At 59.9% G+C, this 16,510-nt stretch carries 12 protein-coding genes; 2 read left to right on the forward strand and 10 right to left on the reverse strand.

The window, feature by feature from the left end; all coding sequences use genetic code 11:
- Positions 1–29: 29 nt before the first annotated feature.
- The 6 genes from ACR0NW_RS08550 to ACR0NW_RS08575 form a co-directional block, all read right to left on the reverse strand.
- Positions 30–1,406, reverse strand: a complete 1,377-nt coding sequence (locus tag ACR0NW_RS08550) for a multicopper oxidase family protein (RefSeq protein WP_480449995.1) — start codon at positions 1,404–1,406, stop codon at positions 30–32.
- A gap of 73 nt (positions 1,407–1,479) precedes the next feature.
- Positions 1,480–2,133, reverse strand: a complete 654-nt coding sequence (locus ACR0NW_RS08555) for a cell wall hydrolase (protein WP_170651709.1) — start codon at positions 2,131–2,133, stop codon at positions 1,480–1,482.
- Between the two features lie 186 nt (positions 2,134–2,319).
- A complete protein-coding gene (locus ACR0NW_RS08560; RefSeq protein ID WP_480449996.1) occupies positions 2,320–4,881 on the reverse strand; it encodes a putative PEP-binding protein in 2,562 nt (853 codons plus the stop codon).
- A gap of 69 nt (positions 4,882–4,950) precedes the next feature.
- On the reverse strand, positions 4,951–7,170 hold the full coding sequence (glyS, locus tag ACR0NW_RS08565; protein WP_480449997.1) for a glycine--tRNA ligase subunit beta: 2,220 nt from the start codon (positions 7,168–7,170) through the stop codon (positions 4,951–4,953).
- Between the two features lie 9 nt (positions 7,171–7,179).
- On the reverse strand, positions 7,180–8,391 hold the full coding sequence (gene gltS / locus ACR0NW_RS08570) for a sodium/glutamate symporter (protein ID WP_480449998.1): 1,212 nt from the start codon (positions 8,389–8,391) through the stop codon (positions 7,180–7,182).
- A 2-nt stretch (positions 8,392–8,393) separates the two neighbouring features.
- Positions 8,394–8,921 carry a DUF6446 family protein gene (locus ACR0NW_RS08575; protein ID WP_480449999.1) on the reverse strand — a complete coding sequence of 176 codons (528 nt, stop codon included), beginning with the start codon at positions 8,919–8,921 and terminating at the stop codon, positions 8,394–8,396.
- A gap of 91 nt (positions 8,922–9,012) precedes the next feature.
- Here ACR0NW_RS08575 and ACR0NW_RS08580 point away from each other — a divergent pair, with 91 nt between their 5' ends.
- Entirely contained in the window at positions 9,013–9,645 is a 633-nt protein-coding gene (locus ACR0NW_RS08580) for a MarC family protein (protein WP_480450000.1), read from the forward strand.
- Between the two features lie 8 nt (positions 9,646–9,653).
- Here the strand turns inward: ACR0NW_RS08580 and ACR0NW_RS08585 are convergent, their stop codons facing one another.
- On the reverse strand, positions 9,654–10,583 hold the full coding sequence (locus ACR0NW_RS08585; protein ID WP_170651703.1) for a glycine--tRNA ligase subunit alpha: 930 nt from the start codon (positions 10,581–10,583) through the stop codon (positions 9,654–9,656).
- Positions 10,584–10,790: 207 nt separating this feature from the next.
- Here ACR0NW_RS08585 and ACR0NW_RS08590 point away from each other — a divergent pair, with 207 nt between their 5' ends.
- Positions 10,791–12,536: a serine protease gene (locus tag ACR0NW_RS08590; protein ID WP_480450001.1), complete on the forward strand. Its 1,746-nt coding sequence runs from the start codon at positions 10,791–10,793 to the stop codon at positions 12,534–12,536.
- Positions 12,537–12,608: 72 nt separating this feature from the next.
- On the opposite strand, the gene ACR0NW_RS08595 is transcribed toward ACR0NW_RS08590, so the two are convergent.
- The 3 genes from ACR0NW_RS08595 to ACR0NW_RS08605 are packed head-to-tail and all read right to left on the reverse strand — an operon-like array spanning position 12,609 to position 16,493.
- Positions 12,609–14,183 (reverse strand): thiamine pyrophosphate-binding protein, encoded by a 1,575-nt coding sequence (locus ACR0NW_RS08595; RefSeq protein WP_480450002.1) that lies wholly within the window; start codon positions 14,181–14,183, stop codon positions 12,609–12,611.
- Positions 14,183–15,631 (reverse strand): TrkH family potassium uptake protein, encoded by a 1,449-nt coding sequence (locus tag ACR0NW_RS08600; protein WP_170651700.1) that lies wholly within the window; start codon positions 15,629–15,631, stop codon positions 14,183–14,185. Before ACR0NW_RS08600 ends, ACR0NW_RS08595 begins: the two co-directional genes overlap by 1 nt.
- A gap of 52 nt (positions 15,632–15,683) precedes the next feature.
- The gene (locus ACR0NW_RS08605; protein WP_480450003.1) at positions 15,684–16,493 is read right to left on the reverse strand and encodes a hypothetical protein; all 810 of its coding nucleotides are present in this window, start codon (positions 16,491–16,493) and stop codon (positions 15,684–15,686) included.
- Positions 16,494–16,510 lie beyond the last annotated feature (17 nt).

Consider the following 16,510-nt stretch of genomic DNA (forward strand, 5'->3'; position numbering starts at 1 on the left):
AAACGCCATACCAGCGCTTGAATGCGGCGTCAGGTAACGCGGAACCAACTCATCATACCCGAAGCGGCATGACCCAGCATATGACAATGCAACAGCCAGTCGCCCGGATTATCCGCCACCAACACGATCTGCCGGGTCTCTCCTCGGTCCACCAGAACGGTATCGCGCCACGGCCCTAATGTGCCGTCCCCCGAAACCAAACGAAAGTGGTGGCCGTGCAAGTGCATGGCGTGGGGGAACATGGTTTCATTAACAAAATCGATCCGGTGCACGGTACCTCTGGCTGCCTCCAGAAATGGTGCTTCGGGGCGCTCGGCATGACCATTCAACGCCCAGAACCGTCCAAGATCGGCCAGTTCACGGCCTGACAAATCAACCTCGCCAATGCGGGCCTTTTCCAACCAACGCATAGCGCCGCCCTGCAGAACCATCCGGTGTTGCTGTGCGCTGTTAACATCAACGATGTCCGGCATATTGTTGGCAGGCAAAGGTTTTACTCCCGCTCGGGCGCTCCGAGAATGTTGACCGGAAACATCGAACCGGGTCAGACCGAAACTGCCGTCCCGCTCGATACTCACAAGATTGGCGGCGCTGCCGACCTCTGCCGTTACATCTACAATCAGGTCCGCGCGTTGAGCAGGCGCTAACGAAAACGCGCCGGTGATTGCCTGCGGTTTCGCCAAAGGCATCCCGTCCACGGCCGCAATCCATCCCTTCAGCCCTTGCACTCCAATTTCGAATATCCGCGCATTTGCCGCGTTGATTATCCGCAACCTCAGCCGTTCGTTGCGTTTAACCGGATAGGTCGGGTCAAAACGCCCGTTCACCGTGACGATATTGCCCAGCCGGCCCGCATGGCTCAGGTCATGCCCGTTGTCGAAATTACTTGCGATCTGAACGGTGTCGGGATCGATACGCCAGTCATCCAGCATAAGGGTCATATCCCGATCAATGTCGGGCGGGCTGAGCTCATCAATAATCAGCGGGCCATAAAGCCCACGCGCCACCTGCTCCATCGACCGGTTATGGGAGTGATACCAATATGTTCCGGCATCCTGTGCAACGAAATCGTAGTCAAAATGATCCCCCGGCTTCACGACGTCCTGTGTCAGGCCGGGTACGCCGTCCATGGCGTTTTTGATGCGAATTCCGTGCCAATGCACGGCGGTTGGCTGCGGCAGGCTGTTGATCAACTGGCGCTGAACACGTGCGCCCTGTGCCACACGGATCTCCGGCCCCGGCGCGCAGCCTTCATATCCCCAAATCCGCGTCGGACCATAACCGTCAGGCGCGATCTGTTGATCCGCCTCGCGCGCCTCCAGAGTCCGTAAGGACGCCCGCGCAGTCGCCGGAACCAACGAAATCGCAGTTACAATCTGAAGGAATTGTCTTCGGTTAAAACGCATTGCGGGCCTCCTGGCCCGCAATATAGGGTTCAGATTTTCTCGCGCCATAGAGGTTCCAGCGCGGGTGCGTCAATCAGTTGCTGCTCGCCGTGCGATAGTTGTGGCGGTAAAAGATATGCACACCGATCCGGGCCGTTTCCTTGTAGACGCGCGACCATGAAGGGCGAACCGCCTTCGTATGGTAGTGGGTTGCGCCATCGGTCAGACCAACGGACACCCCATCAATCGCGGCTCGCGCAACCTTGGAAACACGCTCATATGCCTGCTTTTCAGAGATGATTTCCTTATGCCCATCACAGGTATAAGTGAACTGACACTGGTACTTGCGGCCGGTTCCCTGCTTGATCACGCCGCAAAGCGAATTGGGAAAGCGGCTGCTTTCAACGCGGTTCAGTATGACTTCGGCAACCGCAAACTGACCCTTGACGCTCTCGCCGCGGGCTTCAAAGTACAGGGCCTCGGCCAGACACTTCCAGTTTTCGTCACCTGACGCTTTCGGACGCTCGTCCAGCCAGTTCTTGGTATAGCTTACCTGAACCGGTTCGACCTTGTCCTTGGATTTGAAAACAGACAGATATTCCCGGAACTTTTGCCCGGGCATATCGCTCGGGTCATTCCTGGATACAACTTCGATCGATTCTGATCTTGCGGACTCCCTCTCGGCGAAGGATACGTTCGGCAAAACAATTGCCATCGAAATGGCAGCAGCAACAACATAGCGTAGCATTCAGAAAACCTCGCACAGGCACTAACGCGCCATACCCTCCCCCGGCGGGCGCGACGAGGCTTCTACCCCAGACGATGCGAGACGTCCAGATCACAAAAAATTGCAAGAGGAAATTCGCCCGTAAGGTCAAAAACTTTAACCACAGGTCCATCCCAAACCCACTAATCCTTGGGGCCTTGCGCTGTGTCAACCCCCAAGTTTGGACGAAATCGCCAGTTGAGCGGAAGCCAGCCGAGCGACCGGAACCCGGAACGGTGAACACGACACATAGTCAAAGCCCAAGGCCCTGCAAATCGCGATTGATTCGGGGTTACCACCATGTTCACCACAAACCGAAAGCGTAACATCCGGCTGCGCCGCCCTTCCCCGCTCGGCCCCCAGTTTCAGCAATTCGCCGACGCCGTCGTGGTCCAAAACATGGAACGGATCCTCCACAAACACCCCCTGCCGGACATAGGCCGACATGAACCGCCCCGCATCATCGCGCGACAGACCATAGGTCATTTGTGTCAGGTCGTTGGTACCGAAACTCAAAAACGCTGTGTTGGGCGCGATTTCGTCGGCCCGCAGGCAAGCCCGTGGTGTTTCCACCATCACCCCTAGGCGATAGTCGAAATCCTGCCCCTGTTCGGACGCCACCGATGCGGCCACCGTATCAATGCGGGCTTTGACCAGCTCAACCTCGCGTTTGGCCGAAACCAATGGGATCATGACCTCGGGCACCACTGCTGCGCCGTTTTTGCTGGCCTCGACGGTCGCTTCAAAGATCGCGCGGGCCTGCATGTCGTAGATTTCCGGCAGGGTGACGCCTAGCCGAACCCCGCGCAGACCCAGCATGGGGTTGTATTCGCGCATGGCCTCGACCCGGCGCTCGACATCCGAAACCGGCAAATCAAGTGCTTCGGCCAGTTCTCTCTGCCCGGTGCGGGTTGTCGGCAGGAACTCGTGCAGTGGCGGATCAAACAAGCGGATGCAAACCGGCTGCCCTTCCATGATGCGGAACAGCTGCACGAAATCCTCGCGCTGCATCGGCAAAAGGCGTTCCAGCACCGCCGCCCGCCCGGATGAGGTTTGCGCAAAAATCATCTCGCGCATCACCGTCAGGCGGCCCGGATCAAAGAACATATGCTCGGTTCGGCACAGCCCAATGCCCTGCGCGTCAAAGTTCCGCGCCGTTTGCGCGTCGGCAGGCGTATCCGCATTAGCACGGATGCCGATGTCGCGTTCAGCATCGGCCCATCCCATCAGCGTCTGAAAACAATCGTCAAGCGCGGCTTCCAACATCTCGGGCTGACCGGCCAGAACCTGACCCGAACTGCCGTCGATGGTCAGAACATCTCCGGTTTTGAACACGCGCCCGTCCGGAGCGGTCAGCAATTTCTTCTTGGTCTGAAACCGCATCTCGGATGCGCCGACAATGCAGGGCAATCCCAGACCGCGCCCGATCACGGCGGCGTGGCTGGTCATCCCACCCTTTTCGGTCAAAACGGCGACGGCGGCATGCATGCCCCGCACATCCTCGGGCGAGGTTTCGCGCCGCACCAGAATGCAGGGCTCGCCCCGTGCCGCGCTGGCCTGTGCCTCGGCTGCGGTAAACACGATTTTCCCCGTTGCTGCGCCGGGGCTGGCGGCGATCCCGGTGGTCAGAACATCGCGTTCCGTTTCAGGGTGTACCTGACGGTGCAACAATTCGTTCAAAGAATGCGGGTCGACGCGCATCACCGCCTCTTGCGGTGTGATGATACCATCCTCGGCGAGCCGGACGGCGATGCGCATGGCGGCGCGGGCGCTGCGCTGTACCCGGACACCATCAAGGATATGGACGTGACCGCTTTCGATCACAAATTCCACCTGCATTTCCTCGCGCAGCTTCACACGCATTAACGCGGCATGGGATTTGAGGTCCGCAAAGGCGTCGGGCGCCACATCTTCAAGCGCGGTTCCGCGCGGGTCCTTTTCCAGATACAGCGCCGATACGCCCTCGCCCAGCGCGTCGCGCCCCTGGCTCTGGCTCAGATACCGCCCCGTGATCTGCGGCATTCCGGTGACCGGATCGACAAGCTGCAATACGCCCGAACCGCATTCGCCCTGCCCGACACCGGGGATCATCTCTTGCACGACCAGCCCAAGCCCGGCATCTGCCGGTGCGCCCTTGGCCTGCCGCAGCAGGCGAGCCGAGGTCCCCTCCCACGCGCGGGCCATCGACCGCAACACGGCGCTCAACTGTTCGCCACGATTCTGCGGAAAGGCTTCGTCCGTCTCATCCTCATAGGCGCGCAGCGATTGGCGCAGCCCTTCTCGTCCATCGGCCTCGATGTCGTCAAACACATCCGCATCCAGCCGCGCCACGTGGATGGCATAGCTTTGCACGAACCGCAGATACAGCGCCGCCGCCGCCTCGACTCCCATCCGATCCGACAGATCAACATAGCGCGCATCGTTCATGCCGATATTCAGAACGGCCCCCGGCCCGCCCCAGTCCGGATCTTCCGAGCTGGGCCGCACGCACAGCAGCGCCGTAGGATCGAATTGTTCCAGAATGGCGGCGATGTCGGGCATCTGGCCTTCGGCGATATGATGGACCGAGTCAAAGGACAGCGCGACGGTGCGCGGTACCGGCAGGTCAAGCCGGACCAGACGTTGCAGGCATTTCGCGCGGCCGCCATGGGTGTTGGCCGCAACGGGCGCGGTGGATGTGATAAGCGTGGTATGCGGATTATTCTGCACTGCGGCACCTTTTGGTTTCAACGCAGCATAAGGGCCTGCGCGGGTGGCGCAAGGGCGATGTCGGGCGCGCGTTGCCGCGCGCCGCGGTGATCAACCTTCGATTCTGGTCAGGTCCGCAACGCTGGAGCAGACCTGCCTGATCTGGCTCAGCAGGTTCAGGCGGTTGCGGCGCAGGATGTCGTTGTCGGTGTTGACTTGAACATCCTCAAAGAACGCATCGATGGGTCCGCGCAACGCGGCCATGGCGGACATGGCGGTCGGAAAATCCTCGGCTTTCAGCGCCGGATCGATCTTGGCCTGCGCAGCCTCAAGCGCCGCAAACAGCGCCTTTTCGCTGTCGGTTTCCGCAAATTTGAGGTCCGCGCCGTAAGAATATTCCACACCATCCTTTTCCTCGGCCTGGGTCAGAATGTTGTTGGCGCGCTTGAATCCCTGCACGAGGTTCTCGCCATCCTCGGTCGCAATCACCGCATTCAGCGCGCGGGCGCGTTTGACCAGCAGGTTGAGGTCGTCATTGCCCTCCATCGCGATGCAGGCGTCGATGATGTCATGGCGAATGCCCTCGTCGCGAAGGAATACTTTGAGGCGGTCGTGGAAGAAGGAAAGAAGATTGTCCGAAATATCAGGTACTTTTTTCTCAAGCTCAAGAAAGGCAGTCCCGGGCAGACCTTCAAGTCTTTCTTTAACAGTCTGGAATGCTGCTCCAAACACGCCGTGCTCTGCAATTTCCTTTAGCAATTCAGAGACTTCTTCTACAGGCAAACTGCCATCAATAAAGCATTCAGCGCGAAGCAGCTGGCTATCGAAGAAGCGATCTAGTCGCATTCTTAGATCGTTTTCCAAAACCAACCGAATTAGCCCCAACGCCGCCCGGCGCAGGGCAAATGGGTCTTTCGAACCGGTCGGCTTCTCATCAATCGCCCAGAAACCGGTCATCGTGTCCAGCTTGTCGGCCAGCGCCACTGTCACCGACAGCGGCGCGGTCGGCACGTCATCCGACGGGCCCAGTGGCGAATAATGCTCCTGCGCCACCGCAGCCACGGCAGCATCTTCCCCCGCGGCTTCGATATAGTAGCGGCCCATAAGGCCCTGAAGTTCGGGGAATTCATAGACCATCTCGGAATTCAGATCGGCCTTGGCCAGACGCGCGGCCTTCTCGGCCTGATCAGCATCGGCACCCGTTACGGGGGCCAGCTCGCGGGCAAGTGCCGCGATACGCTCGATCCGTTCGGCCTGTGTGCCCAGCTTGTTGTGGAAGGTCACATTCTCCAGCGCGCGGGTCCACTGGCTCATATCAGATTTGGCGACGCGCAGGTCGTTCTCCCAGAAGAACTTGGCATCTGCCAGACGCGCCGACAGCACCTTTTGGTTCCCCGCCAGAATGGTTGCGCCGTTGTCGGTTGTTTCGCGGTTGGCGACGGTAATGAACCGCTCAATCCGGCCGGTTTTGGGATTGCGAACCGAAAAGAATTTCTGATGTTCCTTCATCGAGGTTTGCAGCACCTCGGGCGGCAGCTCCAGAAACTCGTCGTCAATCTGCCCCATCAGCACGACGGGCCACTCGACCAGCCCTGCAACTTCGTCCAGCAGGCCCTTGTCATCGACCACTTCCAAACCGGCAGCAAACGCCATGTTCTGCGCGTCGTTCCAGATGTGTTCGGCGCGTTCCTGCGGTGACAGCACCACAAAGGCGCGTTTCAGCTTGGCGGCGTAATCTTCGAAAGAGGTGACCGGGAACCGGCCCGGCGCCATGAAACGGTGACCTTCGGTCGTGTCGCCGGATTTGATCCCTTCGACCTCCAGCGGCACCACCTGCGCGCCGGTTTCGTCGGTCAGGATGCACAGGATCGAATGCAGCGGGCGCACCCAACGCATGTTGCCGCTGCCCCAGCGCATGGATTTGGGCCAGGGGAAATTCCGGATCGTCGCCTCAAGCACTTCGGCCACGATCTCGGCTGCGGGACGTCCGGCTTTCTCGATGGTGGCGAAATAGACCGCGCCTTTGGGGGTCTCACGCTCTTCCAGCTGATCGCGGGTCAGGCCGGCGCCGCGCAGAAACCCTTCGATGGCCTTGTCCGGCGCGCCTACTTTCGGCCCCTTGCGTTCCTCGCGGATGGTCGGGCTTTGGTCTAGCAACCCCTCGACCGCCAGTGTCAGGCGGCGCGGCGTGGTCAGGGAAGCGGCGTTGGCATAGGTCAAACCGGCCTCAACCAAGCCATCGGTGATCCGCTTTTTCAGGTCTTCACCGGCGCGGGTCTGCATGCGCGCAGGGATTTCCTCGGAAAACAGTTCGATCAGCAGGTCGGGCATAGTCGGTCCTTAGAAATTGACGATCGTCTGGATGACGATGGCATTGGCGATATCCACAAAGAATGCGGATACAAGGGGCAGCACGATAAAGGCAATAGGCGACGGGCCATATTGCTTGGTCACGGCGGTCATATTGGCGATAGCGGTCGGTGTCGCGCCCAGCGAAAAGCCGGCAAATCCCGAAGCCAGAACCGCAGACATATAGCGGCGCCCCATGATCACGAAGAGGCCAAAGATCACGAACGCCACCGTAAAGAGCGTCTGCGCCGTCATGATTGCGACGATGGCCAGCCCGTGACCCGCAATTGTCCAAAGCTGAAGGCTCATCAGTGACATTGCCAGAAACGCGCCCAGCGAGAACTCGGATATTAGGCCCAGCGCCGGTGTCCGGGATATGGGATGCAGATGCGGGAAAAGCGCGGCGCGCAGGTTGGCGACAAGGATGGCCATGATCAGGCAGGGCACGAACAGCGGCAGATTGATCCCCGCCGCCAGAACCGCCTGATGCGCGCCATAGCCCAGCATGATCGCGAGGTTCAGGTACAACAGCACCCGCATGATCGACCGATGATCAATGTCGTTGGGCCGAAATTCGTCCTCGGCCACGCCGATCGTCAGTTCTTCGTCCGGCCGCGATGGGGTCAGGTCATGCTTTTCGACAAGATATTTCGCGACCGGGCCGCCAACCAGAGCCGCCAGAACCAGACCCAGCGTCGCGACGGCAACCCCCAGTTCCAGCGCGCCATTCAGGCCTGTGGCCTCGGCCACCTGCGGTGCCCACGCGATTGCGGTGCCGTGCCCCCCGATCAAAGAGGCCGAGCCAAACAGTACCCCGGCCTGCGCCGGAAACCCGAAAATCACGGCCCCAGTCACACCGATGACGTTCTGAAGGATCATACTGGCAAGCGTCAGGATCAGCAGCAGAAACAGCGGTTTTCCGCCCGCAATCAGGTCAGAGAACCGCGCATTCAGGCCGATGCCTGCGAAGAACAGAACCAGTAAAAAGTCGCGGGGTTCCAGCGAGAATTCGAACTCGATCCCTGCTGACAAATACAGGATCAGGAAAGCCAGCGATGCCAGCAGACCACCAGTCACGGGTTCCGGGATATTATAGCGCCTCAGCGCCTCGATCCGGTCGTTGATTTCCGACCCGGCAAGGTAAACGGCGAACCCCAACGTGACCGTGATGAAGGCGGGTATCGCTATAGGTTCGGCCAACATGGTTACTGCCCTTCAGGCCGCGGCGGGCATTCCTCGCCAACGACAGTGCCGTCATAGGCCTTTTGCCCGCAATTGTTCAAAGCGTGCCACATAAAGCCCTGCCCGTCTGCGGTCACGGCAACGATGCGATCAACGCCGAAGTGCACGTTCTTGATGCCGATGAACGCCCGCGCCTGCCCCGCCTCCAGCGCTCCGGCAAGCGTTACCGCGTCATAGCAGTCGAACCAACCGGGGGCCGTCAAAGGCTCGGGGCCTTCCGCCGGTTCGAAACCAGCTGACAACTCATCCAGACCCAGATCGGTTTCAAAACACGCCCTGTAGCGGATCGGAGAGCTGTCGGCGTCGATGGCCCGGAACCCGTCGTAGGGGATCGGAATGGAATCCCCTTCTGCCTGCGATACCAGAACAACATCCTGCCCGGGACGGGCCTGAACGTCGTAATAGAAACCATAGACCTGCAGATAATACATGCCTGCACCTGCGATCACGGCGCAAACGATGAGAATGATGGCCAGTAGTTTTCCTGTCATACCTTTGCCTTCTTGCTCATGCTGCCTCTTTCAAGATCGTCGAAAATCGGACAGGTTCAAAAGCGTAGCGGGTTGAAGTGAGGCGCATTGAATGGATACGACCCTTGCCGTCGGTTTTTTCGGCGCATTGTTTGCGATCATGAACCCGTTCACCAACCTGCCCGTTTTTCTTAGCGTCACTGATGGGCTTACGGTTTCTGACCAACGTAAAGTCGCTGTGAAAACAGCTGTTTACTGCATCATTCTTGGTGGCGCCTTTGCGGCCGTCGGCAATCAGGCCCTTGGCCTTTTCGGGATCAGCGTGGACGATCTGCGCGTGGCGGGTGGCCTTGTGGTCCTGATGATCGGGCTGAACATGCTGAACGGCGCCGAAAGCAGTTCGCACCACGGGACCGAAAGTGAAAAACGATCCTATCCGTCGCCGGAAACCGTTGCCTTCTATCCCTTGGCCTTTCCCATTCTCGTCGGTCCGGGCTCGATCACGACCCTTATCCTTTATGCGCATCATGTGTCCGGCGCAGGTGAGGCGATTGTCTATGCGGGCGTCTTTCTGGCCGTTGTCTTCCTGCTGCTTGTGACATTCTGGAACGCTTCGGCGCTGGCCCAGCGGCTGTCGGAAAACGCGCGTGTGATCATGAGCCGCTTCATGGGCATGATTCTGTCGGCCATCGCCATCAGCATGATCGCAGATGGCCTCAAGGCGCTGCTTCCGGGTCTCGCCTGAATGGGCCATCAGGCTGCGTGCCCGGCGGCCTCGGTCAGGACAAACGCATCCGCACATTGCTTGGCCAAGGCGCGAACACGTCCGATATAGGCCTGCCGTTCCGTCACCGAGATGACCCCGCGTGCGTCCAGCAGGTTAAAGATGTGGCTGGCCTTGATGCACTGATCGTAAGCAGGATGTGCCATGATGATGCGCTTGCCGGTTTTCGGATCGGTGTGCTCCTGCGCCAGAATGGCCGCACACTCGGCTTCGGCTTCCTCGAAATGACGCAACAGAACCTCGGTATTGGCCACGTCGAAATTCCAGCGGGCGTATTCCTCTTCGGTCTGCTTGAAGATGTCGCCATAACTCAGAGGACTGGGCGATTGCGGATCGTTGAAGGGCATGTCCATCACGTGGTCAATGCCCAGAACGTACATGGCCAGACGTTCCAGGCCATAGGTCAGCTCGCCGGAAACCGGCGCGCAGTCATGGCCGCCGACCTGCTGGAAATAGGTGAACTGACTGACTTCCATCCCGTCGCACCAGACTTCCCAACCAAGGCCCCACGCCCCTAGCGTCGGGCTTTCCCAGTCATCTTCGACGAAGCGGATGTCATGCAGGTTCATGTCGATGCCGATCGCTTGAAGCGAGCCCAGATACAGTTCCTGCAGATCCGGCGGGCTGGGTTTGATCAACACCTGATACTGATAATAATGCTGCAACCGGTTCGGGTTTTCACCATAACGGCCATCCGTCGGGCGGCGCGAGGGCTGGACATAAGCCGCGGCCCACGCCTTGGAACCCAACGCGCGCAGCGTAGTTGCGGGGTGGAACGTCCCTGCCCCGACCTCCATGTCATAGGGCTGCAGGATGGCACATCCTTTCGAGGCCCAGTAATTCTGAAGCCGCAGGATAATCTCCTGAAAAGAACGTGGTGCGCTGGACGTATCGGTCATGACATTCCCTTTGGGCGCGGATCGGCCCGGTTCCGGTCGGTTGCGCCCTTCCTATGCAAGGGGCCAAAGGGCGTCAACGGCCCAATGGCATATGCTGTCACTGCGCCGCCACACCGTATTTTCCCCTTATCCAGAGCATGGCGTTTTTAAAAGATTCCTGCTTATGGTGCGGCAAAGAACGATACAATCCGGAACACTGGACCAAAGATGACACGAGTATTATCGGCTATTATTTTCATTTTCCTGTTTGGCCTGCCTGCTGCGTTTGCTCAGCAGGGCCAGGATAACGGCGTCTGGGTTCAGGTCGAAGCCCAGCCAACACTGCGCGAAGCGCAGGAACGGGCGCAGGGTTACGCAAATACGCTGCCTGATGTGAACGGGTTTCGTCTGGCCAGCGGCTGGTACGCCATCGTCATCGGACCTTATCTGCGGCCAGATGCCGAGCAGGTGCTGCGCGTCTATCGGGCCGAACGTCAGATCCCGTCAGACAGTTTCATCACCTTCTCGGGCTCGCTTGGACAGCAATTCTGGCCGATAGGGGCAAATATTCTGGACCGCGGTGTCGTCACCGCCCCGGTTCAACCGGACCCGCAGACCGAACAGCCCCAAACGGCTTTAACCACCGAACCCACAGACGAAACCCGGTCACAGGCCCTGCGCAAGGAACGTCTGCTGACGGCGCAGGAACGCAAGAACCTGCAGATCGCATTGCAGGCGGCGGGTTTCTACAATTCGACCATCGACGGCGCGTTCGGCTCCGGCACACGCCGTTCGATGGAATCCTGGCAGCGATTCAACGGGTTTGAACCCACCGGTGTTCTGACGACCCAGCAACGCAAGGTGCTGATGGACGAATACAACCAGCCACTCATCAGTGTCGGGATGGAGCGGTATATCGACCCCACCGCCGGTATCGAACTGGACCTGCCCATGGGTGCAATCCACTTCGACCGGTACGAGGCGCCCTTTGCCCATTTCACCAGCAATTCGGATCTGGGTGCAAGCGCCCTGCTGATCAGTCAGGAAGGCAGCAAATCCACGCTTCGCGCCCTTTACGAGGTGATGCAGTCGCTTGAGATCGTTCCGCTGGATGGCCCGCGCGAACGCAAAGGCGACTGGTTCCGGATCGAAGGGCGCGGCAACGGGATCGTGTCCTACACCGAAGCGGCCCTGAAAGACGGAAAGATAAAGGGCTTTACCCTGATCTGGCCCGAGGGCGACGAGGCCCGCCGCGCCCGTGTCCTGGCGGCGATGAAGGCCAGCCTTACCCGTACCGACGGCGTGCTGGATGCCAGCGCCGGCGCGGATGCGGATCAGGCGATCGACCTGATGGCCGGGCTGAAAATCCGCAAACCCCGCCTGTCCCGGTCGGGTTTCTTTGCCGATGGCACCGGTACCGTGTTGACCGTGGCCGAAGTCACGCAAACCTGTTCGCGGATCACCCTGGACGACAATCAGGCGGTGCAGGTCGCGTGGAGCGACGCCGATCTCGGCATTGCCGTGTTGCGCCCCGGACAAGCCCTTGCACCGATGTCGGTTGCAGAGTTCAGCCCCTCCCGCCCCCGGATCTCCGCCGAAGTTGCCGTGTCCGGCTTTTCATATGAAGGCGCACTTGGTGCACCGACTCTGACCTATGGGCAGGTGTCGGATGTTCGCGGACTGAATGGTGAGGACAGCATAAATCGTCTGGACCTGACCGCACTGGCTGGTGACGCGGGCGGCCCGGTGTTCGACGCCAACGGTTCGGTCGTGGGCATGTTGCTGCCTGCCGCTGATACCGGCCGCACCCTTCCCGAAAACGTCAGCCTTGCCGCCAGCACAGCCGCTTTGACCGGAATTCTGGAAAAGGCCGGGGTGAGTGGGCAAACCGCCGAAAACGGGGCGCAGATTTCACCAAACGAGCTGAGCCGCCGCGCCACGGGTATGACGGTACTTGTGCACTGTTGGGAATGACCCTGCCCTGAGGCAGCAAACAAATTAAGCGGCGCCGGGACATGATCCCGGCGCCGTTACTTTTTTTGGGGATTACAGAATATCAGGCGTCAAGCAGATAAGGGTCGGCCCCGATGCGTCGAACGCCGCGCGCACGACATGCTGCATCTCTTCCAGCGATTTTGGCTGGGCAGAGGCCGCACCGAATGCTTCGGCCAGCTTGCAGAAATCCGGGTTGCGGGCGATGACCGCATTGGGCGCGATCTGACCGCGTACCATGCTGTCTTCGATTTCCTTGAGCTTGCCGTTATCCCAAAGGATGATTGGCAAAGACAGGCCCAGCTCGACTGCGACCCCAAGCTCCTGCATCGTGTAGTGAAACCCATAATCGCCGGCAATGACTGCCGTAGGCTTGCCTCGGCGGGCCACTGCCCCACCGATCCCGGCAGGTAGCCCGTATCCCAGCGTGCCGAAACCGGTCGGATGATGCCATAGATAGGGGTAGTGCATGTCCCAGATTTCCTTGGCGACATAGGCGAACTGGGTCATGTCCGAATAGATCATCGCTTCGGCTGGAATGGCCGCCCGCAGGGCGTCAGCCACAGGCACGATGCCCGGACGATCCGCGTCCACCTCGGCCCGCCATCTGGCGCGTGCCTCGGCAACCTCTTCATGGGTCCAACCTGTTGCGGGTTTGGCATCCTCGGTCACCTCCCACAAGGTACGGGCAAAGCTTTCACCGTCGGCCTGCAGCTTGACCAGCGCGCGCTGACCGTCGGCCAGAACCTCAGGATCCAGATCGACACGGATCAGGTTTGCCGTATGGCCCAGTTCATCGCGCCATAGATCGACCTCACCCAGTTCCGCGCCAACTGCGACCACCAGATCCGCCGAGGCGATGATGTCCGCACTGCCCGGGCGGGGTAGCATTGAACCGAAATCCAGAGCATAGCCCGTTCCGACCATGCCGCGCCCTGCATAAGTGGTAAAGCAGGCCGCCCCTAACTGGTTCAGTATCTGCCGCCACAGGTTCGACCGCGCGCCGCCGCCAAGAATGAACAACGGCCTGCGCGCCACATTCAGCAGAGACAACACAGAGCCGATATCCGGTTTCAGTGCCTTGGTGCGCAAGGCGGCCTGATTGGGAAACGGTGCCGGGTCGGCTTCGGCCTCCAGCCTGGCGATCGGTACCTGAATATGTTTGGGGCGCGGGCGCTTCAGCTCGAACTCTTCAAACGCGCGCTCGATCAGCCCGTAAGCCGCCTGCGCCGAGTCTGCCTGATACGACCAGTCGCAGACCGTCTCGGCCGCAGCGCGCTGATCCTTCATCTGGTGCAATTGCCCCCGCCGTGCCTGCGTTTCATCCAGACACGAGGACAGAACCAGCATCGGCACCGAGTCGCTATAGGCCTGCCCCATCGGTGTCATGATGTTGCACAGGCCCGGCCCGGTGATCACATAGGCCACCCCCGGTTTTCCGGTTGCCCGGGCATAGCCGTCAGCCATGAAACCGGCCCCCTGTTCGTGCCGCGCAAGAACATGGGTGATACCGGCCTCTTCGATGCCGCGATACATTTCCTGATTGTGGACACCGGGAATGCCGAAAATGGTATCGACGCCCCGATCCCTGAGCATGTGGGAAATTTGCGCGCCAAGGGGTCTTTTCATCAGCCTCTCCAGAATTGAACGGTAAAGATTGCGTAAACGGCCAGCAGTTCAAGCCGACCGATCAACATGCCAGCGGTCAGCAACCACTTGGCGGTATCGCTGAGCCCGGCAAAGTTCCCGGTCGGACCGATCTGATTGCCAAGACCGGGACCTACATTCGCCAGCGCCGTCGCTGCCCCGGAAACCGAAGTTATGTAATCCAGACCGGTGAGCGCCAACGCCCATGACAAAACGCCCATGGTCACGACAAAGAACATGAAAAAGCTCATGACCGAGGTCAGAACATCCTGTCCCACCGGACGACCATCGTAACGCGGCATGAACACACCATGGGGCGAGCGGATTCGGCTGATCTGGGTTTTGATCGACGCAAACAGAAGTTGATACCGGAAAATCTTGATCGAACAGGCCGTCGAACCAGCGCACCCCCCGATCAGGCCGATCAGGAAGAAAACCATGACCGGAAAGCTGCCCCAGGTCATGTAATCGGCGCTGGCATACCCGGTTCCCGAGATGATCGAGGTGATGTTGAACAGCGACTCGCGAAACGCCTGTTCCCAGTCCTGAGTGACCGTGGACGCCAGAAACACGGCCATGATCACGACCAGAACGAAGACCGTTATCATGAAGCCCCGGATCTGGCTGTCCTGCCACATCGGTGTGGTGTTGCCGTTCACGAACTGCACGTAGCGGACAAATGGAAGGGCCGCGAGGATCATAAAGACTGCGGCGGCATATTCCGCAGGCCCCGAAAACGCCCCAAAGGATGCGTCATAGTTCGAGAACCCGCCGGTCGCGATCGTGGTCATGGCGTGAACCGCCGCGTCAAAAAAGGTCATGCCCATACCGGCGTAGACAAGACCACAAACGACGGTGAGAAACACATAGATCAGCGAAATTTGCCCGGCGATCTCCTGCGCGCGCGGCAGGATTTTCCCCATGGTTTCAAAACCTTCCGAGCGGAAGATCTGCATCCCGCCCACACGCAGCTCGGGCAGGAACACCATGGCCACGACAATGATCCCGATCCCGCCCAGCCATTGCAGGACACCGCGCCACAGCAACAACCCGCGCGGCAGAGTGTCGAGACCGGACAACACGGTGGAGCCCGTGGTTGTCAGTCCCGACATCGCCTCAAAGAACGCATCGACAAATCTCAGTTCGGTTTCGCCAAACACAAAGGGTATCGCGCCGAAAAACGGCAGCGCCACCCAGACACCGGTTGTCAGCAGAAAGGTCTGGCGGATCGTCAGACCTTCGCCAACACCATTGGAACAGCTCAGCGCCAGCACGCTGCCGGTCAAAATCGTGATTACTGCACTTTCCAGAAAGACATGCCACTCGCCCCGGCCCTCGGCCAGGTCTGCCAGCATCGGCAAAAGCATGGTCACCCCAAGAAGGGCGACCAGCAGACCAATTACATATCCGACCGGACGCAGATCCATCATGAGGCGCAGCGTTGGCGCGCCTGACCGACCGTGTCAAGCCGATGGGCGTTCTTCAGCTGTCGCTTTTGACAGCCCCGCCCGGAATTGCCGGGGGTTTGGATGGTGCCCGGGTTCGACGAACCGGTGCCTTTTTGGGTTCCGCGACGGAGGATGCGGCGGCTGGTTTGGCCGCAGGTGCCGCCTTGGCTGCAGGCGCAGGCTTCGCCACAGGTGCCGCCTTGGCTACAGGCGCAGGCTTAGTTACCGGGGTCGCTTTGGCCGCAGGGGCCGCCTTGGCAGCAGGTGCAGGCTTGGCAGCAGGTGTGGACTTGGCAGTAGGTGCAGGCTTAGTTGCGGGTGCCACCTTGGCTGTTGGCTTGGCGGCAGGTGCGGCCTGACCGGCAGCCGGTGCGGACGCCTTGAATTCTACAACTGGCTTTGCCGCCTCAACACTTGCCGGTTTTGTTGCGGCTTCGGTCTTTGCCGGTGGCGTCGTCACCCTTGTCTTGCTTTGCGCAGTGGCGCTGGCCGGACGCGAAGGCGCCTTTCGCACCGCGCGTTGCTTTGTAACGGCTTTCTCCACCGGCTTGGGTTCAGCTGGCTTTGCCGCTTTCCTGACAGGCGCGGGTTTGGCTTTGACGACCTTTGGGGCGGCAGGTCTGGATTTGGTGACAGCCTGTACTGTTGGCGCCTTCTTTGCCGGTGCATCCGCCTTTGCCGAAGGAGCCGCTGCCGCTGTGTGAAGCGCCTGAACCTGCGCCATCGGAAGTTCCAAAGCCGAGCGTGTCAGGATTTGCATGACCTGCATCTGGCTTACCACCGCATATCCCGCCATCCGGATGGCGGCAGCCTGAAATTCAAGCGGCTGGGAAATAAGATTCATTCCTTCTCTCTCCTCTG

This window comes from Ruegeria sp. CF5, from assembly GCF_056537325.1.